Here is a 22000-nt window from a genome sequence, read left to right on the forward strand (position 1 = left end):
GTAGCGCGGCCGGTCAGGCCACGACCGTCCGGCCCTCGAACGCCCGGCCGAGGGTCACCTCGTCGGCGTACTCGAGGTCGCCGCCCACGGGAAGCCCGGAGGCCAGGCGGGTCACGCGGATCCCGAGGGTCTTGAGCATGCGCGAGAGGTAGGTGGCGGTGGCCTCGCCCTCCAGGTTCGGGTCCGTGGCGAGCACGACCTCCTGCACGGTGTCGCCGGAGAGCCGGGTCATGAGCTCCCGGATGCGCAGCTGGTCGGGGCCGATGCCCTGGATCGGGCTGATGGCCCCGCCCAGGACGTGGTACCGGCCGCGGAAGCTGCGGGTGCGCTCGATGGCCATGACGTCCTTCGACTCCTCGACCACGCAGATGACGCTGTCGTCCCGGCGGGCATCGCGGCAGATGGCGCACTCGTCGAGCTCGGACACGTTGCCGCAGATCCGGCAGAACTTCACCTTGTCCTTGACCGCCGTCATGGCGTCGGCCAGGCGCCGGACGTCATCCTTGTCCGCGTCGAGGAGGTGGAACGCGATCCGCTGCGCGGACTTCGGCCCGACGCCGGGCAACCGGCCCAGCTCGTCGATCAGATCCTGAACAGCGCCTTCGTACACGTTTCCCTCGATTTCCGGGCCGGTGCACGGCCCTCCTGCTCGTCCTCGGCCACGGCGTCACCGGGGTGCCGGTGCGTGGGGCGCCCCGGCTCACTCCCCGGTCTGGAGGTCCCGCTCCTCGATCAGCATGCCCCCGAGGATCCGCTCGATCGCGGCGCGGCCGTAGAGGGTGGAGTCCTCGAGCGCCTCGTCGTCCGAGCCGGGCACGAAGGAGTCGTCCCATTCTACGCCCGTGTCCTGCGGCGCCGCGGCGGAGGCGGGTGCCTGCCGCCCCGCGGCGATGGCCGCGGCGTGGCGCTCCCGGAAGCTCAGCCGTGCGTTCCGGTCGGCGTCGGCCGGAGCCGCTGCCGGAGGCTCCGGATGCGGGGTGGCCGGGACAGCGGCCGGGGACGCCGTCGGAGCCGGGTTCGTGGCGCCCGTCGCGGTCCGGGAATCTTCGGGGCGTGCGGCCGGGCGTGCGCTGGTCGTCGTGGCGCTGCCTGCCGGTCCGCTCCCGGTGCCGCGTCCGGCCGCGGGCGCTGGGGTCTGTCGGGCGGAGGCCGCGGGCCGCCACTGCTCCGGGGGCGCCTCGTCCGGATCGTCGAAGCCGTCGGGGTAGGGGGGCTCGTCCGGATACGGGGGCTCCTGGGGCGGCGGTACGTCGTCGTCCAAGGGGTGGACGTCCCGGTCCCGTGCTCCCGGGGCCTCGCCGGGGAGCGCGCGGGCCGGGCGCCCGGCCGTCCCGTGGTCGGGGCGGGGTCCGCGCTGCGGCGCGGCCGCCGGTTCGGCCGGACGCGCCGGTCGGTGGGCGGGCTGCGCGCCGACGGGGTGCTCCGTGGTCCGCGCCGGTCCCGGCGGCCGGGTCTCGGGCTGCACCGGAACCCGGGGCACGGCCCCAGCCGGGGCCTCCCCAGGGGGCTCGGGCGGGGTTCCGCCCTGGGGGATCGCGGCCACGGACCAGCTGTCCACGGGCTCCTGGGCCCAGGCCGGGTCGGTCCACTCCGGGGGCGTGTCCGTGGCGGGCCTGCCGTGCGCGTCCCACGGGTCCGGTCCGCCGCGGTCCCCGTCCCGGGGGGCCGCGTCCTGGGGTGCCGCGTCCGCGGCCGACTCCGGCGCGGATGCCGGCACGGGTGCCGGCACGGGTGCCGGCACGGGTGCCGGTGTGTCGCCCGGGGGCGTGCCCGCGGCCCGGGGCGGGGTCGCCTGCTCGTCCTGGCCGCGCGGGCCGCCCGGCCGGTCCTGGCCCGTGGGGCGCCGGTCCTGGTCTGCCGGGGCCCGGTCCTCGGGAGCGCGCCGCCCGGGGCGGTCCCCGTCGGTCTCGGGCCCCGGTTCGTTCCGGCGCCCGGGCGGGCGCGTCGACGGTTCCGGGCCGCGCGGCGTTCCGCCGCCACCTCCCCGGCCGTGTCCACCGCCGCCCGGGGGGACGGCCTCCGCGCGGCAGTCGATGCCGAGGATCTGCTGCACCGCCTGCCGGAGGTCGTCCTCGAAGCGCGGGAAGTTCATGAGGTCGCCCTCGGCGTCGAACATGATGCGCAGCACCCTGCCGTCGAAGGACTGCGGGGTGCCGCGCTGGACCGTGAACCACGCGACCCGGCGGATGTCCGCCAGGGCATTGACGATCTCCGGCCAGGAGGCGCGCAGCAGGTCGATCTCGTTGCCGCCCGGCTCCCCGGCCCGGGGTGTGTCCTGGCGGGGCGCCTCCTCCGCGGCGGCGGGCTGCCGCGGCTCGGCAGGGCGCTCCCGTTCGCTGGACGGCTCCCGTTCTCCGGGCCGCTCCGGTCCGCCGTCCTCCCGGGCGAACGGCCGCTCGGGGGCTGCTGCGGCCGGTCCCGCACCCTGCCGCCCCCGCGGAGCCGGCGCCCGCAGGGCCGTCTCCTGCGCGTCCGTGCCCGGCGTGTCCGTACCCGGCCGCTGCGGCGCGGGGGCTGCCGCGGGCTGCGAGGAGGTCCTGCTCTCGGACGCAGCATCCGGAGCGGCCGCGGAGGTGTCGGGGGACCGGGCGGGCGCAGGGGCGGACTCGTCATGGGCGGTGGCCGGGGCGGCGCCCCGGCCGATGCTCAGGCGCCGTTCCAGCCGGTCGACGCGGGCCGTGACGCCGCGCGTGGTGTCCTCCGAGGACGGCAGGAGGATGCGCGCGCACAGCAGCTCGAGGTGCAGCTGGGGCGAGGTGGCCCCCGTCATCTCGGTGAGGGCCGTGTTCGTGATGTCGGCGGCACGGGACAGCTCCGCCGCCCCGAGCTGGGACGCCTGGTTGCGCAGCCGCGCGATCTGGTCCTGGGGCATGCCGTGCAGGATGTTGCCCGCGGACTCCGGCACCGCGTTGACGATGATGAGGTCCCGGAACCGCTCGAGGAGGTCCTCCACGAAGCGGCGCGGGTCCTGGCCCGTCTGCACCACCCGGTCCACCGCGCGGAAGACCGTGGCGCCGTCCCCGGACGCGAAGGCGTCCACCACGTCGTCGAGCAGGGCACCGTGCGTGTAGCCCAGCAGCGCCACGGCGAGGTCGTAGCCGATGCCCTGCTCGTCGGAGCCGGCCATGAGCTGGTCGAGGACGGAGAGGGTGTCGCGCACGGATCCGGCGCCGGCGCGGACCACGAGGGAGAGCACCCCCGGGGCCACCTGCACGTGCTCCTCGGCGCAGAGCTGCTCCAGGTAGTGCATGAGCGGCTCGGTGGGGACCAGGCGGAAGGGGTAGTGGTGGGTGCGGGACCGGATGGTCGTGAGGACCTTGCTCGGCTCGGTCGTCGCGAAGATGAACTTGATGTGCTCGGGCGGCTCCTCGACGATCTTGAGCAGGGCGTTGAAGCCCTCGCGCGTCACCATGTGCGCCTCGTCGATGATGAAGATCTTGTACCGGTCCCGGACGGGCGCGAACGTGGCGCGCTCGCGCAGGTCGCGGGCGTGGTCCACGCCGCCGTGGCTGGCCGCGTCCATCTCGATCACGTCGAGGGACCCGGCGCCGTCCCGGGCCAGGTCGCGGCAGCTGTCGCAGCGGCCGCACGGGGTGGCGGTGGGGCCCTCCGCGCAGTTGAGGCAGCGGGCCAGGATGCGGGCGGACGTGGTCTTGCCGCAGCCGCGCGGACCGGAGAAGAGGTAGGCGTGGCTGACCCTGTCCTTGCGCAGCGCCGTCATCAGGGGTTCGGTCACGTGCTCCTGACCGATGACGTCCTCGAAGGTCTCCGGGCGGTAGCGGCGGTACAGGGCGGTAGTCACAGACGACACCTTAGCGACGGAATCCGACGGGCGGGCCGGGCGGATCGGCGCTGGGGGCGCGGGCCGCCGCGGGGACGAGAAGACCCCTCGCGCACCCGCCAGAGCCCATTTACCCTTGCTACCTTCCGGTCCTGGGGGAGTTCAACAGGATGACGCCACGCGAGGGGCTGTCAGAGAGTCTAGCGGATGCGGCGGGGCGGGTCGAAACCCGGGGCGGAGCCGTGGATTCGGCATTGCCCGGCGGTTCGGTTATGCTGGACCCCGCATGTTCCGGCGCCGTCAGGCCGCCGTGACGTGCATGCCTGGAGGATTCGCCTAGCGGCCTATGGCGCACGCCTGGAACGCGTGTTGGGTTCACGCCCTCGGGGGTTCAAATCCCCCATCCTCCGCACTCGCAGCAAGAGCCCCGCACCGGGAAGAACGTCCCTGGTGCGGGGCTCTTTCTCGTGGTCCCGCCGGCTCGTGGTCCTCTCGACTCGTGGTCCCGCCGCGGAGGCCCCCCGCGGACGTTCAGGAGTCGACGCGGCGTGCCCGGGACCGGCGGGCGACGACGGCGGCCGCCGCGGCGCCCAGTGCCGAGAGCCCCGCGACCCACCCCGTGGTGGTGGAGTCCCCGGCCGCGTCCTGCGCGGGAACCCGGGTCACGGTCCCCAGCGAGATGCGCGTGAGCGTCCCGGGAGTCGCCTGCTGCCGCCCGGTCAGGACCTGGGCTCCGAGTGCGGACTCGTGCCGGACCAGCGCTCCGGAGCCGGGGCGGTGGGCCACGGCGGTGCCGGACCCGACGAAGGAGGCACGCTCCAGGGCGGGAAGCTCCGCAGCGTCCGCATCCGCGTCTGCGTCCTCGGCCGGGTCCGGCGGCGTACCGGTGACCGCCTCCGCACGGTCATCTCCTGCACGGGCCTCCTCGGCGCGGACTCCGCCCGGCTCCGGGGCCACGTGCCCGTCGGGGGCGGGCCGTGCGCCGGGCGTCGTGCTGCCGGCCTCGGGCGCAGGGGCGCCACCGGGCCCGGGTGCGGCGGTGGGGTTTTCTTCGGGGCCGGTCCCCGGCCGGGGGTCGGCCGGATCGTCGACGGCCGGAGGCGCGGGCGACGGCGCTCCGGCGGGGGAGTCCACGGCCGGCGCGGGAGGGGGCTCGGTCTCGGCGGCGTGGGCGGCTCCCGGGACGGGAGCGAGGAGGAGCAGGACGGACAGGGCGAGGGGGCGAAAGGGCATGGGGGCGGGCTCTCCGGGGGGAAGACGAGGGAACAGGAGCACATCGTAACGTTACGTCGTCCCACCCCGTGCGTTCACTAATGCAATACCCTGCTGGTGTGGCGGAACGGGCTGTTTCGCCGCGCTCGCAACTGCCCCCCGGTTGCGCTCCCCCGTCCTCTCTCCCCCCAAGAGGTCCTCATGAAGCTGCCCTCATTCCCCATGCCCTCGACCGCCCTCCCCGCCGCTCTCCTGGCCGGCGCGCTGCTGACCGGGACGGTGGCCGGCACGGCCGCACCGGCCCATGCCTCGACGACCAACACGGTCTACACCGCCGCCGGGATCTCCTCCCAGTACCACCTCTACGACGCCGGTGTGGACCGCTCGAAGACCGTCGGCGTGGTCTTCTACTTCGACGGCGACGGACAGTACTACGCCCAGCGCCCCAGTACCTCGATGCTCAAGGCCATGGCCGACCGGGCCGCGGCCAGGAACATGATCCTCGTCGTGCCGATCGCCCCGGCCAACCGGTCCTGGACCTCCAACAGCGAAGCGGTCGGGGACTGGTTCCGCGCCCTGGCGGCCAAGATCGTCGCCGAGCAGCGTGTCGACGCGACCCGCATCCACCTGGCCGGATACTCCGGCGGCGCCGAGTTCATCTCCACCGAGGTGCTCTCCGACCGCGCCGGCTGGATCCGCGGCGGCGGATCGACCCTGATCGGCGGCGGCGGCGTCTACAACGGAAGGCTCGAGAGCACCCCCGACGCCGCGCTCAGGGCCACGGACCCGACCTGGTACGTGGGCTCCCTCGACAGCTACGGCGCCACCCAGCCGTCCACCTGGTCCGCGCTGGAGGCGGCCGGCAAGGGCGCGGCCGCCTACCAGAAGGCCGGCTTCCCGCAGGCGGACCGCGTGGTGATGCCCGGGCTGCACCACACCAACTACGACCTGGCGGACCTGGTCGGCGACGACGTCGACCGTCTCTACTCGGGCGCCGGCACGGCACCGAAGCCCGAGACCGTCTCGCCGACCGGCAACGACGTCGTCAACGGCTACCAGCTCACCGGTGCGATCGGGCGCACGTGGGCGGCGCTGGGCGGCACCTCGTGGGCCACCCCGGTCAGCGCGGAGTACGCCTCCGGGCACGGCTCCGTCTACCAGCGCTTCGCCGGCGCCGACGGCCGGGACAAGGCCCTTTACTGGTCCAGGACCACCGGGACCCGGGTGGTCGACTACGGCGGGTCCATCGGCAGGAAGTTCGCGGCCGGCGGCTACGCGAGCAGCTACGGGCCGCCGCTGACGGACGAGCGGCGGGCCGCCGACGGCGGCGCCTACCAGCTCTTCGACGCGTCCGGGAAACGGACCAAGATCCTGTGGTCGGCAGGCACCGGCTCGAACGCGATCAAGGAGTACGGGGCCATCGGCCGGAAGTGGGCGGCGCTGGGTCACGAGCGGGGCCTGGGCTACCCGACCACCGACGAGTACAGCACCCCGGGCGGTGTGGCCCAGGACTACACCGGAGGCCGGATCGAGTGGAACGCCACCACCCGGGCCGTCACCGTGACCCGGAACTGACCTCCGGCACGCGCCGGCGGGCCCCGCAGGGGCTCCCTGCGGGACCCGCCACTAGGATGAACGCATGATCTTCAAGGCCGTGGGCGACTCCCGTCCGTACCCGGACCACGGCCTCGTCACGCCGACCGACTGGTCCGGCATCGCGCCGCGTCAGGTCCGGCTGGACGAGCTGATCACCACGAAGACCACCTTGGACCTGGCGACCCTGCTGGACGCCGATTCCACCTTCTACGGCGACCTCTTCCCGCACGTGGTGCGGTGGGACGGCCACCTCTACTTGGAGGACGGGCTCCACCGGGCGCTGCGTGCCGCGCTGCACCACCGCACCGTTCTGTACGCGCGCGTGCTGGAGCTCTCCCCCGTGCGGGGCGCGCGGGGGGCCGAGCCGGAGTCGGTCAGGACGCCGCGCTGAGGGGCGGGCGCTCGGGCGCGAGCGGCACGGGGTGGCCCTCGGCGTCGAACTGCGCCCCCAGGCCCAGCTGGATGAAGCGGACGGTGGAGCGGATGTGCTGCTCCCGTGCCGCCCGGTCCTGGTCGGAGTTCTGGCCGCGGTCCGCGGCGGCGGTCAGGGACCCGTGCACCAGGGCGGCCAGCTCCGAGATGTCGCCCGCCGGCAGATAGGCCTGGCCGATCGCGTCCCGCAGGATCGCGGCCAGCAGGCCCTGCAGCTCGCCCACGTGCTCGCCCAGCTTCTGGTAGTCCTCGGGGGAGAGGACGGTGCGCATGGTGGGGCCCGGGGGCAGGTGGCGCCGGGTGAGGTCCTCGATCTGGGCACGAATGTAGACGGCGAGCCGGTCGACCGGGTTGGCGACGCCCTGCAGGTCGCGGCGCAGGTCGGTCATGAACCGCCCGGTCTCGTCCAGGGCGTAGGCCACCAGGAGCTCACCCATGTCCGCGAAGTAGTTGTAGACCGCGGTGCGGCCCACGCCGGCGTTCTTGGCCACGTGCGTCATGGTCAGTCCGGTGAGGCCCTGCTGGTAGAGCAGCTGGCCGAAGGAGTCGAGGATCGCTCGTTTGGTGTTCTCCCGCTGCGCGGCGTTGGTGGCCGCAGAAATACGAGGCATGATGACACCTTATCTATGCGTGTCACCAAATTATGCACACTCTGCTGCGCCTTGGTGACGATGTGTCTGACTATGACACCACCCTTTCCAGGGATTGGCCTCCTCCGCGCAGACAGTCTGGGGAAACGTTCAGGAAACACCCAGAAGGAGCCGCGCCGGGCGAGCCCGGCCGGGGCACCGATCCCGGGGCCGGGTCGTCGCCTGCTCACCGCTCGGCGGCCGAGCCACCCTGCCAGAGGGAGTCGAACGGGGCGCGCGAGGTGATGCGGCGCCGGATGCCGGCGGAGACGAAGGCCTTCGCGGTGCGGGCCGCCTCGAGGGGCTCGGCCCCCTTCGCCAGCTCCGCGGCGACCGCGGCGGCGAGCGTGCAGCCCGCCCCGGCCACGGGGACCTCGCCGACCTTGGGCTCGGAGAGCACCTCGAGGGTGGTCCCGTCGTAGAAGACGTCGACGGCGTCGGAGCCGGCGAGCCGGACACCGCCCTTGGCGAGGACCACGGCACCGGACGTCTTGTGGATCCGCCGGGCGGCCTCCTCGAGGTGCTCGACCGTGCTGATCTCGTCCATGCCGGACAGCGAGAGGGACTCGAAGTGGTTCGGGGTCACGAACGTGGCCAGGGGCAGGATCTTCGTCTTCAGCGCCTCGTCCGTGTCCAGGGCCGCGCCGGGCTCCTGGCCCTTGCAGATGAGGACCGGGTCGAGGACGAGGTGGCGCGGCGCCAGCGCGGTGAGCACCTCGGCCGTGGTGGCGATGGTCTCGGGGCTGCCCAGCATGCCGATCTTCACGGCGTCGAGCGCGTGGGCGGCCGTGATCGCCTCGAGCTGCTGCCGCAGGACGTCCTGCGGCACGGGGAACAGGCGGTGGCCCCAGTCCGCGGACGGGTCGAAGGACACGATGCAGGTCAGCGCGAGGGAACCGAAGACCCCGAGCTCCTGGAAGGTCTTGAGGTCCGCCTGCGCGCCGGCGCCACCGGTGGCCTCGGAGCCGGCGATCGTCAGGGCGACGGACGGCTGGTCGTCGGGGCCCGCGGCGGTGGGCGTGGGAACGGTGCTGGTGTCGGTCATGGGAGCCATTCTGCGCCCTCGCGCGGTGCCGGGGCCAACCGACGGGGCTAGACTGTCGGACGGTCTCCGGCCGGCACGCGCTCCCCGCACGGGACGCGCGGCGGCGGGACAGGGGTTCCCGGGTGGCAGGCGGGCGCCTCCGCGGCCGCCCAGCACACCTCACAGATCGAACCACGGCGCCCGCCCCGAGCGGGCCGGCGCCGCGTCAATACAGATTGGTGACCGACCGTGTCCTCTTCCGCCGGCCCTGCCCCCACCGGGTTCGCCCGCCGTCCCCGCACCTACTTCGACCTCGTCGTGGCGGCGTACTGCGTGATCCTGGTGCTCTCCAACGTCGCCGCGACCAAGGGAGTCGCGTTCGGTCCCGTCATCACCGACGGAGGCTTCTTCCTCTTCCCCCTCGCCTATGTCCTGGGCGACGTCGTGGCGGAGGTCTACGGCTTCCGGGCCGCACGCCGGGCCATCGTCACGTCCTTCGGCGCGGGACTGTTCTCCTCTGTCGTGTTCTGGCTCGTCATCGCCCTGCCGCCCGCGGAGTTCTACGAGGGCCAGGCGGCCTTCGAGTCCGTCCTCGGCCCCGTCCCGCTCATCGTGGCCGGCTCCCTGCTGGGCTATCTCGCGGGGCAGCTGCTCAACGCGTTCGTGATGGTCCGGATCAAGGCTCGCACGCGGGAGCGGCACCTGTGGGCACGGCTCATCGGCTCGACTTTGGTGGGCGAGCTGGTGGACACCGTGATCTTCTGCACCGTGGCGGCCCCGGTCATCGGCATCACCACGACGGGCGACTTCCTCAACTACGTGCTGGTGGGCTACGTGTACAAGGTCCTGGTCGAGGTGCTGGTCATGCCGGTGACCTACGCCGTGATCGGGTGGCTCAAGCGCAGGGAGCCGACCTACCGCGAGACCGCCGTCGCGGAGGAGTCCCTCGCACCCCTGCGCTGACGGGGACGGGCGGACGGCCGCCGGGTGCGGGGCGCGGCCCGACGACGGGCGCATGGACCTCCGCACGGCCACCGGGGTGGTGATCGCCCTGGTCGTGCGCGTGACCAGAGCGGTCTCGCGGCCGACCGCCGGCACCGTGAGCGACGGAGCCGCCGCGCGGCTCAGAAGCCGAGATAGGCCAGCTGCGCGCCCACCGAGCTCCGGGCGGCGGGCAGCACGTGGGCCGGGACGTCGACGTAGATCCGCGCCGTGATGGCCTCGAGCGTCGCGGCACGGCCTAGGACCCGCAGGGCCTCCCGGACCTCGGCGAGGCGCTGCATCCGGTGCTCGAGGAGTTCCTCGCACACCGCCTCCACGTCCTCCCGCACGTCCGCGTGCGCCGGCAGCACCAGGGCCTCGCCCAGCACCGCCAGTCGCTGCAGCGAGCGCAGGTAGTCGCCCAGGCTCCCGTCCGGGTGGTCGAGCATCGTGGTCCCCCGCCCCAGGACCGTGTCCCCCGTGAGCACCGAGCCCGCGGCGCGCACCGCGGCGCCCCCGTCCGCGGCCGGGGCGTCGTCGGGCAGGTGGAAGCTCACGGAGTCGGAGGTGTGCCCGGGCGTGTGCAGCACCCGGATCCGGCACCCGGCGGCCTCGATCGTCTCGCGGTCGACCAGCGGGTCGGCGTCGCGGCAGAACTCCGCCAGGAAGGCGCGCACGGGCGCGCCGGTGAGCGCGTGGAAGTCGTCGACGGCCTCGGTGTGGTCGGCGTGGCGGTGCGTGATCAGCGTCAGCACGGTCCGCCCCGCGGCGGCCAGGGCGGCCAGGTGGCCGCGGTCGGCCGGGCCCGGGTCCACCACGACGACGTCCTGCTGCCCCGGCGCCCCGATCAGCCACGAGTTGGTGCCGTCCAGGGTCATGGGGCCCGGGTTGGGGGCGGTCAGCCGCCGGGCCAGTGCGGTGGTGCGGATGCCGGCGTCCTGGGTCATGCGGGCAGACTATCCGAGCCCGGCGGGGGACCGGCAGCCCGGCTCAGTCCTCGGCCAGCAGGGCCTCGAGCCTCGTGAAAGAGCCGCGCCACGCCGCGGCCGCTCCCGGATGCACCGCGGCGGGCAGCGGCCCCTGCGTGAGCACCAGCAGGGTGCCGCCCTCCCCGGCGGCGACGAACTCGGTGCGCGTCAGCACGTGACTCGAGGTGGGCTCGCCGTCCGGTCCGGGCAGCGCCTCGCGGCCCTCGAGCAGGGCGTCCCGCTCGACGCGCAGATAGGTGCCGTGCACCGGGGCGACCTGGGCGGGGTCGGCGTCATGGAGCATGCGGAAGCGCTGCCGGCCCCCGGGCCTGACCTCGAGCAGCACCGACTCCCGGGACACGCTCCAGCCCGGCGGGCCGAACCAGGCGGCGAGCCGGTCCGGTTCGGTGAAGGCGGCGAAGACCGCGGCCGGGGGATGCGGGAAGGCGTGGGAGACGGAGAAGACCTCCGCGGGGTCCAGATCGGTGACGTCCATGCCTCCCATTGTCCCCCGGTCCCGCTCGGCCCCCGCGGCGGCGGTCGGTACAGTGGCGCACGTGAGCACCGAACCTGCGCGGGACCCGGGGTCCCGTGAGCCCGGCACGCGGCCGGCCTGGGTCACCGCGCTCAAGGGCGGTGCGCTCCTGCTGCTGCTGGCCGTGGCCGTCTGGTACCTCATCGGCCACGAGCTGCCCACCGTGGAGCAGGTCCGTGCCTTCGTCGAGGGCTTCGGCGCGTGGGGCCCCCTCGTCTTCGCGGCGGTGTTCGTCCTCGTGGCGGCCACGCCGGTCCCGGTGACGATCATGGCCGTGTCGGGGGGATTCCTCTTCGGCATGGCGCAGGGCAGCGTGGTCGGGGTCGTCGCCACCACGCTCGGAGCCTGGCTGGGGTACTGGCTGGCCCGGTACCTCGGCCGCGACGCCCTGTACCGGCTCGTGGGCAGCCGTCTCGAGGTGGTGGAGCGCAAGCTCGTCGGCAAGGGCTTCCTCACGGTGCTCGTGCTCCGTCCCGTCGTGCCCAACTGGACCCTCAGCTACGGCGCGGGGCTCGTGCGCATCCCGCAGCGCGACTACCTCGGCGCCACCCTGCTGGGCGGGATGCCGGGTCAGGTGAGCTTCGCCGCCGTCGGGGCGTTCACGTCCCGGCCGTCGTGGCAGGCCCTGGCGGTGGTCGCCGCCTCCTGGGCGGTCGTGGTGGTCGTGGGCGTGCTCGCCTGGCGGCGGTCCCGGCGCGAGTCCCAGCGCGCGCCCGATGCCGACGGCGTCGGGACCGCCGAGTAGGCGCATCCGCTCCGCGGGTCCTGGGCACGGCGACGCCCGGCCCTCGGGACGAGGACCGGGCGGGAGCCGCTCGGTGTGGCCGCCTGGCCACGACCGTCCGGCTAGGCCTTGTCGCGGACCGCGGTGGATCCGTCCGTCGGCTCCTTGCCGAGGAGGTGGAGCTTGCCGCTCTTGCGGTCGGCGAGGTACTCCTTCATCTCCTTCTTGATGACGGGCAGGAGCAGGTAGACGCCCAGCAGGTTGACGAAGCCGCAGACGAACAGCGCCGCGTCGGCGAAGGCGATGACCTCGCTGAAGGTCAGGACGGAGCCGGCCACGGTGAAGAACAGGTAGATGAAGCGGAAGATGTTGTCGCTGGTGCGGCTGCGCCCGAACAGGAACTCCCACGCCTTGAGCCCGTAGTAGAACCAGGTGATCAGGGTCGAGAAGGCGAACAGGATCACCGCGATGGCCAGGATGATCGGGAACCAGGGAATGACCGTGGCGAACGCGTCCGAGGTGAGGATGACGCCGTCGGGAGCGCCTCCACCGGCCTGCACCTGGTCCATGCCGGCCTGCAGGCTGGGGGCGCTGGCGATGACGATGGCCAGGGCCGTCATGGTGCAGATCACCACGGTGTCCACGAAGGGCTCGAACATCGCCACGAACCCCTCGCTCACGGGGCGGCGGGTCTTGACCGCCGAGTGGGCGATCGGGGCGGAGCCGAGACCAGCCTCGTTGGAGAAGGCCGCGCGCTGGAAGCCCACGATCATGACGCCCAGGACGCCACCGGCCATGCCCTCCGGTGAGAAGGCGCCGTCGATGATCGCAGCGATAGCGGCCGGGACCTGACCGATGTTGACGAGGATGACGATCAGGCACGCGGTGACGTAGACGGCGGCCATGGCCGGCACGAGCCGGCTGGTGGTGGCGCCGATGGACTTGATGCCGCCGATGATGACCAGTCCCACGAAGCCCGCGAGGATCAGCCCGAAGATGAGGGCCGCCCCGGCGCTGCCGAGGAAGCCGTCGGGGCCGCCCGTCACGTTGCGGGCCTGCGCGAACGTCTGGTTGGCCTGGAACATGTTGCCGCCGGCCGCGCCGAAGAGGAGGATCGCGACGGCGAAGATGCCGGTGAAGATCTTGGCGACGACGCTGCCGAACCTGCCGTACGCGACGAGCAGGTACCTGAACGGACCACCGCTGACGGTGCCGTCCTCGTGGACCTCGCGGTACTTCACGCCCAGGGTGCACTCCGCGAACTTCGTGGCCATGCCGAGCAGGCCGGCGCAGATCATCCAGAAGGTCGCGCCGGGCCCGCCGAGCGCCATCGCCGCGCCCACACCGGCGATGTTGCCCAGCCCCACGGTTCCGGACAGCGCAGAGGTCAGCGCCTGGAAGTGGGGGACCTCACCGGGGTCGTCCTTGGACGAGAACTTGCCCCGCACCACGTCCCAGGACACCTTGAGACCGCGGAACTGGATGAAGCCGAGGTAGAGGGTGAAGATCACGCCGGCCGCGATGAGCCAGGCTACGACGAACGGGAAGCTGACGCCCGCGATGGTGATCGGGACGAAGACGATGGTCGAGAAGACCTCGGTGATGGGAGCGAACGCCGAGTTGATGGCTTCGTCGATGGCAGCCAGCCACTCGACGTCCTCGGCCACCGTGGTCATGGGTAACGCTTGAAGAATCTCCATTCGCTAACTACACCCTGTGGACAGCCGCTTGGCAACAGACACGCTTGTCGACGAAAGAGCGATCTTGCCGTGGCAACGAAGTGTTGAAACGAAACGGCCCGGCCTCTTCGCAGCCCTGACTTTCGCTGGGAGGAGGCCGTGCCGCCGGTGGTGCCGGGGCGGCGTCAGCGGTGGGACCGGCTCAACGGCCGGTGCGGGAGCCGCCGGCCAGGTGCTGAGGGGCGGTCATGGCGCAGACGCGCAGGCCGCGTGCCAGGTCCTGGCCGGCGTTGCGCAGGACGTTGCCCGCGGAGGAGCCGCGGGAGGGGGCGGCGGCCCGGCCGATGGCGGTGAAGAGCAGGGCGGGGAGACCGAAGACGAGGAGGAGAGCCATGGGGGCATCAAGCTTTCTGTGGGCGGTGCGGGAGGGTTCGTGGGGCCGAGGCAGGAAGAGCTGGTGGTCCGCAGGAGAGCGGCGCCTCGGTTGACATCTAAAGTCTATCGGGCGGATAGTGATCAATCTAGCCGTATCTCCGTCTTCAAAGGGGCGAAACGTTGCGTTTGGACGAGATCGACCGACAAATCATTGCGTCATTGATGCAGGACAGCCGCCGCAGCTACGCCGCGGTCGGGAGCAAGGTGGGTCTGTCGGCCCCTGCGGTCAAGCGGCGGGTGGACGTCCTGCAGCAGACGGGTGCCATCAAGCGCTTCACCGCGGAGATCGACGAGTCGGTCCTGGGGTGGAACATCCAGGCCTTCGTGGAGCTGCACTGCGACGGCGGCCTGTCGCCGTCGATGATGCGCACGATGGTCGCCGGCATCCCCGAGGTGACCGCTGCGTACACGGTCACCGGCGAGGCGGACGGGATCTTCCTCATCCGTGCGGAGAACACCACCCACCTCGAGGACGTCATGGTCCGGATCAGGGAGTGGAAGGGCGTCAACCACACGAGGAGCTCGGTCATCCTCTCGCATCTCTGAGCGCGGCGCCCCGGGCTCTGGAATACTGGCCGCACAGCACCGTCGTCAGCACAGTGGAGGACCGGCCATGGAGAATCCAGCGGAAGCAGTCGTCGTCGTCGGGGTGGACGGGTCCCCCCAGTCCGTGGAGGCGCTGCGCTGGGGCGCACGCCTCGCGCCCGCGTACGGGGCGACCGTCAAGGTGGTGGGGGCGTGGGAGAACCCGCCCGAGTACGTCAACTTCGTGCACTTCAAGGACGACCACTTCGACGAACTGGCCCGGAAGCGGGTGGACCGGGCGGTCCGGGAGGCGTTCGGTGAGGACCTGCCGGCCGGGCTCAGCACCGTGGTGGAGTTCGGTCACCCGTCCAAGGTTCTGATCCACCACGGCGAGGGGGCCGAGATGCTCGTCGTGGGGCGCCGGGGCCACGGCGGCTTCAAGGGGCTGCTGATGGGGTCCACGAGCTCCGCGTGCGTCGCCCACGCCCCGTGCCCGGTGCTCGTCCTCCCCGAGGGGGCGGCCGGCATCGGGCCGGCGGAGGACTCCGGGCAGGCGCAGGGCGCCGGGCCCGCCGGCTGAGACCCCGGTCCGTGCCGGCCGGAGGAGCGGGTCGCCCGGGCCGTCAGGACATCCTGTCGCCACCGTGCGCGTGGCACCTCCTGTTCTGTGATACTGATCACGTCGGCGTGATCACGAGAGCGAAGGACCTGGCATGAGCAACGGAACCGCAGCAGCGATCGTCGTCGGGGTCGACGGCTCCCCGCAGTCCGTGGAGGCGCTGCGCTTGGCGGCGCGGATGGCGCCGACTCTCGGCGCGGACATCCGGGCGGTCGCGGCCTGGGACTACCCGCCCGAGTACGCCGGGTACGTCCCGCTGGGCAGCGACAACTTCGACGAGATCACCCGCAAGCGGGTGGACGAGGCGGTCCGGGCGGCGTTCGGCGACGACGTGCCGGCCGGGCTCAGCACCACCGTGGTGTTCGGCCACCCGTCGAAGGTCCTGGTGCACGAGAGCGAGGACGCCACGATGCTCGTCGTCGGGCGCCGGGGCCACGGCGGGTTCCGCGGGATGCTGCTGGGCTCGGTCAGTGCCGCGTGCGTCTCCCACGCCAAGTGCCCGGTGCTTGTGATCCACGAGCACCCCGGGACGCACGGGACGGCTCAGGACCGGCACGCGTAGTAGCGGCCCAGGACCTCGTCCCGGTACTCGAAGTAGGTCCCGTCCGCCATGGCCTCGCGGGCGCCGTCCACCAGGCGCACGACGAACCGCTCGTTGTGGATCGACGTGAGCGTCGCGGACAAGCGCTCCTTGGCCTTGAACAGGTGGTGCAGGTACGCCCGGGTGTAGTGGGCGCACGTGTAGCAGTCGCAGCCGTCGTCGATCGGGGTGAAGTCCGTGCGGAAGCGGGCGTTGCTGACGGTGAAGCGGCCGTCCGGGGCGTAGACGGCGCCGCCGCGGGCCACCCGGGTGGGGGAGACGCAGTCGAAGGTGTCCGCACCGTTCTCGAGGGCCGGGAAGATGTCGTCCGGCTCCGAGATCCCCAGCAGGTGCCGGGGCCGGTCCTCGGGCAGCTCCTCGTTGCACCAGCGCACGATCGTGCCGAGGTTCTCCTTCTCGAGGGCCCCGCCGATCCCGTACCCGTCGAAGTCCATCGCGCCCAGGTCCCGGCACGCCGTGCGGCGCAGGTCCTCGTACTGGGCGCCCTGGATCACGCCGAACAGGGCCTGGTACGGCCGGTCGGCGCGCTCCTCGGTCAGCCGGGCGTGCTCGGCGACGCACCGCCGCGCCCACCGGCCGGTCCGCTCGAGGGACGTCTCCTGGTAGCCGCGGGAGTTGTGCAGCGTGGTCAGCTCGTCGAACGCGAACATGATGTCCGCGCCCAGCCGGTGCTGCACCTGCATCGAGATCTCCGGGGTGAAACGGTGGACGTCCCCGTTGATGTGGGACGTGAACGTGACCCCGTCGTCGTCGACCCGCGCCATGCGCTCCTTGCCGGTCGCGACGTCGTCGTCCCCCGCCGCCGAGGCCGCGACCGTGGACATGTCGATGACCTTCCGGAACCCCGAGCCCAGGGACATGACCTGGAAGCCCCCGGAGTCCGTGAACGTGGGACCCGGCCAGTTCATGAACGTGCCGAGCCCGCCCGCGGCGTCCAGGACGTCCGCACCGGGCTGGAGGTAGAGGTGGTAGGCGTTGGCGAGCAGGGCCTGCGCGCCGAGCTCCGCCATGGACTCGGGCAGCACGGCCTTGACGGTGGCGGCGGTGCCGACGGGCACGAAGGCGGGGGTCCGGATCGTCCCGTGCGGGGTGGTGATGGTCCCGGTGCGGCCCAGGAACGGGCCGCCGTTGGCCTCGACGCGCCCGCCGGGGATCGTGGCGGTCTCGGCGAGTCGGTGCTCCACCTCGAAGCCGAAGTCGGAGCGGGCGGCGGAGGGACGCAGGGTCTCGTCTGGTGCGGGCACCCGTCCATTGTGCGCCACCTCCCGGGGGCGGATGCCCGCGTGCACCCGCCGGACGCCGCGTCACCGCGCGCCGCGGGGCCGGACGGGTCCGGTGCGCCGGTGGCGCCGCTCAGCGGCCCCAGCCGGCGTGGGCCACTGCCTGGCGCACCAGGTCTCCGCGGCCGCCCGCGAACTCCGCCTGCACCTCGGGGCTGAGCGCCTCCTCGGGGCTCATCCAGGACAGCTGCAGGGCGTCCTGGCGCGGGCTGCACTCCCCGCGCACCGGCACGATGTAGCTCAGCGCCACGGCGTGCTGGCGGTCGTCGGTCAGCCCGGTCTCGGACGGCGAGGGGAAGAACTCGGCCACGGCGAAGGGCGTCGTGGACACCGGCAGCTGCGGGAACGCCATGGCGCCCAGGTCCTTCTCCAGGTGGCGCAGCAGCGCCGCCCGGATGGTCTCCCGGTACAGGACCCGCCCGGACACGAACGTGTACATCATCTCTCCCTCGGGGGTCGCCTGCAGCAGCAGCCCGATCTCGGAGAGGTAGCCCAGCGGGTCGAGCCGGACCGGCAGGGCCTGCACGTAGACCATCGGCAGGCGGCGGCGTGCCTCCTGCAGATCGTCCTCGTTGAGCCAACCGGGGTTCGGATCGGGGGTGCGGAGGAAGTTCATACTGCTGTTCTATCCCAAGACCCCGGGCGGGGCCACGGCCGCCACCGCCCCGGGCGGCCGGTTCAGCGCTCAGCGGAGCCGGGGACCCCGGACCCGCTCAGTGGCGGGCCAGGCGGGCGGCCGCCTCCAGGACCGTCCAGGCCTGCACCTGGGTGGACAGCTCGACCGGCACGCCGGGGCGCTGCGACTCGTTGGCGTGCCGCGCCGGGTCCGGGGAGAAGATCGCCACCGTCTCGCCGGCGGTCGTCAGGGCCGTGCTGCCGGGCGCGCTGAAGTCCACCGCCGGGTCGAACTCCCGCCGGCCCGCCCACAGGGCGTCGGCGGTGCCCGTCACGAGCGCGGCCGCGGTGCGTCGCGCCGCGGCGGGCAGGGCCGGGTGCAGGGCGGCATCGGCGAGGTACCGGGCCAGGATCCCGCTGAACAGGCCGCCGTCCCCGCCGCCGTGGGTGCGCAGGACACGGCGTCCGTCCAGCTCGCGGCCGTACCCCTCCGCGGCGCCGGCCACCACGTCGGCGGCCGTGCGCAGCAGGTCCGCCCGCTCCTGCTCGCCCCGGTCCGGGGCGTCCGCAAGCTCGAGGAGCACGCCGAGCACGGGCCCGGAGTTGTAGCTGAACAGCCTCTCGTCCCGGCGCGCGACCTCGGTGCCGGATCCGGCGGCGACCAGGCGCAGACCGTCGTGGAAGACCTTCCGCTCCGGGTTCCAGAGGGTGGCCCGCAGCCAGTCGAGCACCGCGCCGGCCTGCTCCCGGCGGTGCGTGCGCGCGAAACCGAGGGCCGTGGGCGCGGAGGACGCCGTGTTCTTGACGTCGTGGCGGGTGTTCCAGAAGACGCCGCCGCCGAGGTCCCCGGTGTGGCCCCGCTCGAGCCGTGCCAGCAGGGCGCTGCCCGCGTCGAGGCACGCAAGGTCCGGGCGGCCGGTCAGGGCACGGTCCAGTGCGGCGAGGCGGCCCACGGCCAGCAGCAGCCACGCCATGTCGTCGTAGTAGGAGTTGTGGGTCACCCGGCCGCCGCTGCGCAGGGTGATGCCCCGCAGCAGGCGGTGTCCATCGCGGCGGTACTGCCCGGCCCGCGCGGGATCGTCCCGGTGCCGGAGCCCGGCGTCCACCAGCGCGTCGAGCAGGTGCGCCTGCCACCAGTAGTGCCACGGGGCCTTCGGGGACGTGGGACGCGGGTGCGCCGGGGCGCCGAGCAGTGTCCCGGGCACCCCCAGCGCCCGCCCGCCGAACAGCTCCCGGACCGAGTGGGCGGCCTTGTCGGCGCGCTCCGCGGCCGTGGCGGCGGGGCTTGCGGGACCGGTGTGCTCGGTGCGCGCAGGGCGTCCGGTGGGCTCGGCGGCCGCAGCGCGGTGCGCGGCGTTGGCATCGGTCGTCGGGGACATGGGGGCTCCTGTGCTGGCGGGGAGAAGTGCTGGCTCCGAGCCTAGGCGCTCGCCGGGGGCGGCGGTCCGCTGCGGTCCCGTGCGGGACCGAGGTAGAGCCGCCGGTGCAGGGCCTCGGCCGGTCCGGGCAGGCCGCGCCGCTCCAGCATGGCCGCGCCGAGCAGCGTGGCCAGCCACACGGCGGAACCGAGCAGCAGCGCGGCGGTGGGCGTCAGGGAGCGGCCGAGGCCCAGCGCGAACGGGGGCAGCAGCACGGTGAACAGCACGGACTGCGCGAGATAGCCGCTCATCGACCGGCGGCCGAGCGCCTGCAACGACCACAGCGCGGGATGCTCCCGCGCCCGGAGGGTGCCTGCCTCGGTCCGAGGGCCTGGGGTGCGGCGCAGCACCCGGTCGCAGACCAGTGCCACCACGAGCGCGTAGCCGATCCCCTGCGCGGCCCCGGTCACCGCGTCCATGCCGGTGATCACGGACCCGCCGGTCGGGGAGGGCTCGAGCCGGTCCGTGGTCAGGAGCCCGGTGCCGGTGCCCGTGGCCAGCCCCAGCGCGATGCAGACCACAGCGGTGCCCAGCAGCCGGCCGCGGCGGGGCCCGGGGTCCTCGAGCACGCGGTACCGGCTCAGGGCCAGCCCGAGCAGCATCATGGGCAGCAGTCCCAGCAGCTGGATCGGGGCGAGGGTGACCACCGCGATCCCCTCGGCCACGCCCAGGGTCAGCGATTCCTGCGGGGACTCCGCCACGAGGCTCGGGAAGCGCACGGTGCCGGGGTTCCGGGCGGCCCAGCCGGCCGCGCCGTAGAGAACCATCAGGGCCGCACCCAGGCCCGTGAGGACGACGAGGACGCGTGTGGACGCGGTGATCAGCAGGGCCAGGAAAAGTCCCCCGAACGCGTAGGCCGTGATGATGTCCCCGGGGAAGAGCAGGCACGCGTGCAGCGCCCCCACGAGCAGCAGCCAGCCGTAGCGGCGCAGCAGCAGCTGCTGCGCGAGGGGCAGAGGAGTCCTCCGGGCGGCCTCCCGCGCGGCGATCTGGCCCGCACCGTAGCCGACCAGGAACGAGAACAGGGGGAAGCCGCGACCGTCCACGAGCATCGACATGGCCATGTTGACGACGTCATCGGCCGTCCATCCCGCCGTGTCCGCACCGGTCCCCAGCGTCCGGTCCCGGGGGCCGTCGGTGGGTCCGGCCGCCCAGATCCACACGGTGACGTTGGCGACCGCGATGACCCAGAGCATCAGCCCCCGGGCCACGTCCGGCGCCGGGACGCGGACCGTCGCCCGGGGAGAGTGCGGCGCGTTCACGCGGCGTCCCCGGGCATCAGGGCACGGCGGCTCTCGAGCACGAGCGGCTCGCCGGTCACCGGGTGGACGAGGGCGATCCTGCGGGCCAGCAGCTGCAGCGGCCGGCCGGGGTCCTCGGCGCCGGCCGGGCGCACCTCCGGGTACAGGGGGTCGTGGCGCACGGGGATGCCCAGTCCGGCCAGGTGCACCCGGATCTGGTGGGTGCGCCCGGTCTCGGGCCGGACGGCATAGCGGGCCCACGTCCCCTCCGGGTCCGCGAACGGCGGGCCGGCTCCCTCGACCGCGGTGCGGGCGTTGACGGGACCCGGCACCTCCCGCGCCTGGAGGGACGTGCCGTCCTTGACGATGCGGGACTCGACGAGGCGCGGGAGGCGCAGCCCCGGCCGGTGCCCGGCCACGGCCTCGTACTCCTTGGCCACCGCCCGCTCCTGGAAAAGGGTCTGGAACCGGCCCCGGGTGGCGGGGTCCCGCGAGAGCAGCAGGACCCCGGCGGTGCCGCGGTCGAGCCGGTGCAGCGGCGAGAGCCGGTCCTCGCGGCGGGAGCGGCGCAGCTTCACGAGCGCGCTCTGCGCCACGAACCCGCCGCGCGGCGTGGTGGGCAGCCCGTGCGGCTTGTCGACCGCCAGCAGCCACTCGTCCTCGAACAGCACCGGCAGGTCCCCGGGCAGCTCCGGTTCCTGGGGCAGGGCGCGGTGGTACCAGACCGAGCCACCGGGGCGGAAGGGGGCGTCGTGGGCGAGGGGCTGCCCGTCGTCGTCGACGATCCCGCCGGCCGCGAAGAGGTCGTCGAGCTCGGCCGCGGACGCGGGGAACCTGCGCAGCAGGTAGCCGCGGACGGTTCCGGGCGCTCCGGGCTCCGCGGCCGGCAGCCGCACCCGGACCGGGTCCACCCCGTCCCGCAGCGGCAGGGGGGCGGGGGCTGGCCGACGTCGTCGCATGGTTCCCGATCGTGCTCCGACCGTGCCCCGTTGTCCACTCGGTGGGCCCGCGTACCACCGGCCCGCCGATCCTGCGAGAATGGGCGCGCACCGTCACCCGCCCGCCGACCGGAACGAGGCCCATGTCAGTCGAAGAAGTCGTCCTCCTGGACGACGCGCACCGTCCCGTCGGGACCGCGCCCAAGGCCGGGGTGCACACCACGGACACCCCTCTTCACCTCGCGGTCTCGTGCTACGTCCTCGACGACGACGGGCGGCTGCTGCTGACCCGACGGGCGCTCGCGAAGAAGACCTGGCCCGGGGTGTGGACCAACAGCTTCTGCGGCCACCCCGGCCCCGGCGAGGGGTTCGTCGAGGCCCTCGCGCGCAGGGCCGGCCAGGAGCTGGGCTTCGAGGTGACGGCGATGACGGAGGTGCTGCCCGACTTCCGCTATCGGGCCGTGGACGCCTCCGGGATCGTGGAGAACGAGTTCTGCCCCGTCTACGTGGCGCGGGCCACCGGGAAGCCGCGCCCGCTGGCAGAGGAGGTCGCGGAGGTCGCCTGGATCGCCCCGGAGGAGCTGTTCGCCGCGGCGGAGGCCGCGCCGTTCCTGCTCAGCCCCTGGCTGCTCGAGCAGATCGCGGACGACCGGCTGCGCGGGGCGCTCACGGGACGGGCCGCGGTCGGCCCCTAGCTGTTGTGGGGCATGAGGTTCTTGGCGCGGGTGCGTCGCTGAGATGAGGAACGGGCTCCTCGTCACAGGATG

The 22000-nt window shown here is 73.4% G+C and carries 22 protein-coding genes, 1 tRNA gene and 1 other RNA gene; 9 read left to right on the forward strand and 15 right to left on the reverse strand.

Going from position 1 to position 22000, the window contains the following annotated elements; genetic code table 11:
* Positions 1-13: 13 nt before the first annotated feature.
* The 3 genes from recR to ffs form a co-directional block, all read right to left on the reverse strand.
* Positions 14-610 carry a recombination mediator RecR gene (recR, locus tag ACFYE1_RS15275; RefSeq protein WP_387744665.1) on the reverse strand — a complete coding sequence of 199 codons (597 nt, stop codon included), beginning with the start codon at positions 608-610 and terminating at the stop codon, positions 14-16.
* A 90-nt stretch (positions 611-700) separates the two neighbouring features.
* Complete coding sequence (locus tag ACFYE1_RS15280) at positions 701-3802, reverse strand: DNA polymerase III subunit gamma and tau (RefSeq protein WP_387744668.1); 3102 nt, start codon at positions 3800-3802, stop codon at positions 701-703.
* Between the two features lie 75 nt (positions 3803-3877).
* Positions 3878-3974, reverse strand: an RNA gene (gene ffs / locus ACFYE1_RS15285) — signal recognition particle sRNA small type.
* A gap of 132 nt (positions 3975-4106) precedes the next feature.
* Between ffs and ACFYE1_RS15290 the strand changes: the two genes are divergently transcribed.
* A tRNA-Ser gene (locus ACFYE1_RS15290) sits at positions 4107-4191 on the forward strand.
* A 121-nt stretch (positions 4192-4312) separates the two neighbouring features.
* Here the strand turns inward: ACFYE1_RS15290 and ACFYE1_RS15295 are convergent.
* Positions 4313-5014: a hypothetical protein gene (locus ACFYE1_RS15295; protein ID WP_387744670.1), complete on the reverse strand. Its 702-nt coding sequence runs from the start codon at positions 5012-5014 to the stop codon at positions 4313-4315.
* Between the two features lie 180 nt (positions 5015-5194).
* On the opposite strand from ACFYE1_RS15295, the gene ACFYE1_RS15300 reads away from it, so the two are divergent.
* Both ACFYE1_RS15300 and ACFYE1_RS15305 read left to right on the forward strand, forming a co-directional pair.
* Complete coding sequence (locus tag ACFYE1_RS15300) at positions 5195-6568, forward strand: hypothetical protein (RefSeq protein ID WP_387744673.1); 1374 nt, start codon at positions 5195-5197, stop codon at positions 6566-6568.
* 64 nt (positions 6569-6632) lie between these two features.
* Complete coding sequence (locus ACFYE1_RS15305) at positions 6633-6980, forward strand: type II toxin-antitoxin system VapB family antitoxin (protein ID WP_387744676.1); 348 nt, start codon at positions 6633-6635, stop codon at positions 6978-6980.
* Here the strand turns inward: ACFYE1_RS15305 and ACFYE1_RS15310 are convergent.
* Complete coding sequence (locus ACFYE1_RS15310) at positions 6964-7632, reverse strand: TetR/AcrR family transcriptional regulator (protein ID WP_387744679.1); 669 nt, start codon at positions 7630-7632, stop codon at positions 6964-6966. The two genes, ACFYE1_RS15305 and ACFYE1_RS15310, sit on opposite strands and share 17 nt — an antisense overlap.
* 205 nt (positions 7633-7837) lie before the next feature.
* Positions 7838-8695 (reverse strand): hydroxymethylpyrimidine/phosphomethylpyrimidine kinase, encoded by an 858-nt coding sequence (locus tag ACFYE1_RS15315; RefSeq protein WP_387744682.1) that lies wholly within the window; start codon positions 8693-8695, stop codon positions 7838-7840.
* Positions 8696-8923: 228 nt separating this feature from the next.
* On the opposite strand from ACFYE1_RS15315, the gene ACFYE1_RS15320 reads away from it, so the two are divergent.
* Complete coding sequence (locus tag ACFYE1_RS15320; RefSeq protein WP_387744685.1) at positions 8924-9637, forward strand: queuosine precursor transporter; 714 nt, start codon at positions 8924-8926, stop codon at positions 9635-9637.
* Positions 9638-9798: 161 nt separating this feature from the next.
* Here the strand turns inward: ACFYE1_RS15320 and ACFYE1_RS15325 are convergent, their stop codons facing one another.
* Together ACFYE1_RS15325 and ACFYE1_RS15330 are read right to left on the reverse strand one after the other, a co-directional pair.
* Complete coding sequence (locus tag ACFYE1_RS15325; protein ID WP_387744688.1) at positions 9799-10602, reverse strand: MBL fold metallo-hydrolase; 804 nt, start codon at positions 10600-10602, stop codon at positions 9799-9801.
* A gap of 43 nt (positions 10603-10645) precedes the next feature.
* Positions 10646-11119, reverse strand: a complete 474-nt coding sequence (locus ACFYE1_RS15330; protein ID WP_387744690.1) for an SRPBCC family protein — start codon at positions 11117-11119, stop codon at positions 10646-10648.
* 61 nt (positions 11120-11180) lie between these two features.
* Here ACFYE1_RS15330 and ACFYE1_RS15335 point away from each other — a divergent pair, with 61 nt between their 5' ends.
* Entirely contained in the window at positions 11181-11903 is a 723-nt protein-coding gene (locus tag ACFYE1_RS15335; RefSeq protein ID WP_387744693.1) for a TVP38/TMEM64 family protein, read from the forward strand.
* Between the two features lie 101 nt (positions 11904-12004).
* Here ACFYE1_RS15335 and ACFYE1_RS15340 read toward each other — a convergent pair whose 3' ends face one another.
* Together ACFYE1_RS15340 and ACFYE1_RS15345 are read right to left on the reverse strand one after the other, a co-directional pair.
* Positions 12005-13558 carry an alanine/glycine:cation symporter family protein gene (locus ACFYE1_RS15340; protein WP_387744696.1) on the reverse strand — a complete coding sequence of 518 codons (1554 nt, stop codon included), beginning with the start codon at positions 13556-13558 and terminating at the stop codon, positions 12005-12007.
* 205 nt (positions 13559-13763) lie between these two features.
* Positions 13764-13955: a hypothetical protein gene (locus ACFYE1_RS15345; RefSeq protein ID WP_387744699.1), complete on the reverse strand. Its 192-nt coding sequence runs from the start codon at positions 13953-13955 to the stop codon at positions 13764-13766.
* Between the two features lie 167 nt (positions 13956-14122).
* Between ACFYE1_RS15345 and ACFYE1_RS15350 the strand changes: the two genes are divergently transcribed.
* The 3 genes from ACFYE1_RS15350 to ACFYE1_RS15360 all read left to right on the forward strand — a co-directional run bounded on the left by ACFYE1_RS15350 (position 14123) and on the right by ACFYE1_RS15360 (position 15702).
* Entirely contained in the window at positions 14123-14542 is a 420-nt protein-coding gene (locus ACFYE1_RS15350; RefSeq protein WP_387744722.1) for an Lrp/AsnC family transcriptional regulator, read from the forward strand.
* 67 nt (positions 14543-14609) lie between these two features.
* A complete protein-coding gene (locus ACFYE1_RS15355) occupies positions 14610-15101 on the forward strand; it encodes a universal stress protein (protein ID WP_387744702.1) in 492 nt (163 codons plus the stop codon).
* A gap of 133 nt (positions 15102-15234) precedes the next feature.
* Positions 15235-15702 (forward strand): universal stress protein, encoded by a 468-nt coding sequence (locus tag ACFYE1_RS15360; RefSeq protein WP_387744704.1) that lies wholly within the window; start codon positions 15235-15237, stop codon positions 15700-15702.
* On the opposite strand, the gene tgt is transcribed toward ACFYE1_RS15360, so the two are convergent.
* From tgt to ACFYE1_RS15385, 5 genes are all read right to left on the reverse strand, one after another.
* Positions 15684-16985, reverse strand: coding sequence for a tRNA guanosine(34) transglycosylase Tgt (gene tgt, locus ACFYE1_RS15365; RefSeq protein ID WP_387744707.1), 1302 nt, complete (start codon positions 16983-16985; stop codon positions 15684-15686). The two genes, ACFYE1_RS15360 and tgt, sit on opposite strands and share 19 nt — an antisense overlap.
* A gap of 109 nt (positions 16986-17094) precedes the next feature.
* A complete protein-coding gene (locus ACFYE1_RS15370; RefSeq protein ID WP_368809148.1) occupies positions 17095-17637 on the reverse strand; it encodes an NUDIX hydrolase family protein in 543 nt (180 codons plus the stop codon).
* A gap of 97 nt (positions 17638-17734) precedes the next feature.
* Positions 17735-19015: a glycoside hydrolase family 76 protein gene (locus ACFYE1_RS15375; RefSeq protein WP_387744709.1), complete on the reverse strand. Its 1281-nt coding sequence runs from the start codon at positions 19013-19015 to the stop codon at positions 17735-17737.
* A 41-nt stretch (positions 19016-19056) separates the two neighbouring features.
* The gene (locus ACFYE1_RS15380) at positions 19057-20316 is read right to left on the reverse strand and encodes a DUF418 domain-containing protein (protein WP_387744712.1); all 1260 of its coding nucleotides are present in this window, start codon (positions 20314-20316) and stop codon (positions 19057-19059) included.
* The gene (locus ACFYE1_RS15385) at positions 20313-21254 is read right to left on the reverse strand and encodes a pseudouridine synthase (RefSeq protein WP_387744714.1); all 942 of its coding nucleotides are present in this window, start codon (positions 21252-21254) and stop codon (positions 20313-20315) included. The genes ACFYE1_RS15380 and ACFYE1_RS15385 overlap by 4 nt, the downstream gene beginning before the upstream one ends.
* Positions 21255-21376: 122 nt before the next feature.
* Here ACFYE1_RS15385 and idi point away from each other — a divergent pair, with 122 nt between their 5' ends.
* Positions 21377-21928: an isopentenyl-diphosphate Delta-isomerase gene (idi, locus tag ACFYE1_RS15390; RefSeq protein WP_387744716.1), complete on the forward strand. Its 552-nt coding sequence runs from the start codon at positions 21377-21379 to the stop codon at positions 21926-21928.
* Positions 21929-22000 lie beyond the last annotated feature (72 nt).

It is taken from the genome of Kocuria nitroreducens (assembly GCF_042879195.1).
GTDB classification, from domain to species: Bacteria; Actinomycetota; Actinomycetes; order Actinomycetales; family Micrococcaceae; genus Kocuria; species Kocuria nitroreducens.

Coding starts and splice junctions, on each gene's coding strand:
- ACFYE1_RS15385 (WP_387744714.1), bottom strand. CDS start 21,254: ATGCGACGACGTCGGCCAGCCCCCGCCCCCCTGCCGCTGCGGGACGGG.
- ACFYE1_RS15355 (WP_387744702.1), top strand. CDS start 14,610: ATGGAGAATCCAGCGGAAGCAGTCGTCGTCGTCGGGGTGGACGGGTCC.
- ACFYE1_RS15300 (WP_387744673.1), top strand. CDS start 5,195: ATGAAGCTGCCCTCATTCCCCATGCCCTCGACCGCCCTCCCCGCCGCT.
- ACFYE1_RS15340 (WP_387744696.1), bottom strand. CDS start 13,558: ATGACCACGGTGGCCGAGGACGTCGAGTGGCTGGCTGCCATCGACGAA.
- idi (WP_387744716.1), top strand. CDS start 21,377: ATGTCAGTCGAAGAAGTCGTCCTCCTGGACGACGCGCACCGTCCCGTC.
- ACFYE1_RS15325 (WP_387744688.1), bottom strand. CDS start 10,602: ATGACCCAGGACGCCGGCATCCGCACCACCGCACTGGCCCGGCGGCTG.
- ACFYE1_RS15310 (WP_387744679.1), bottom strand. CDS start 7,632: ATGCCTCGTATTTCTGCGGCCACCAACGCCGCGCAGCGGGAGAACACC.
- ACFYE1_RS15345 (WP_387744699.1), bottom strand. CDS start 13,955: ATGGCTCTCCTCCTCGTCTTCGGTCTCCCCGCCCTGCTCTTCACCGCC.
- ACFYE1_RS15330 (WP_387744690.1), bottom strand. CDS start 11,119: ATGGACGTCACCGATCTGGACCCCGCGGAGGTCTTCTCCGTCTCCCAC.
- ACFYE1_RS15295 (WP_387744670.1), bottom strand. CDS start 5,014: ATGCCCTTTCGCCCCCTCGCCCTGTCCGTCCTGCTCCTCCTCGCTCCC.
- ACFYE1_RS15375 (WP_387744709.1), bottom strand. CDS start 19,015: ATGTCCCCGACGACCGATGCCAACGCCGCGCACCGCGCTGCGGCCGCC.
- ACFYE1_RS15305 (WP_387744676.1), top strand. CDS start 6,633: ATGATCTTCAAGGCCGTGGGCGACTCCCGTCCGTACCCGGACCACGGC.
- ACFYE1_RS15370 (WP_368809148.1), bottom strand. CDS start 17,637: ATGAACTTCCTCCGCACCCCCGATCCGAACCCCGGTTGGCTCAACGAG.
- ACFYE1_RS15360 (WP_387744704.1), top strand. CDS start 15,235: ATGAGCAACGGAACCGCAGCAGCGATCGTCGTCGGGGTCGACGGCTCC.
- ACFYE1_RS15315 (WP_387744682.1), bottom strand. CDS start 8,695: ATGACCGACACCAGCACCGTTCCCACGCCCACCGCCGCGGGCCCCGAC.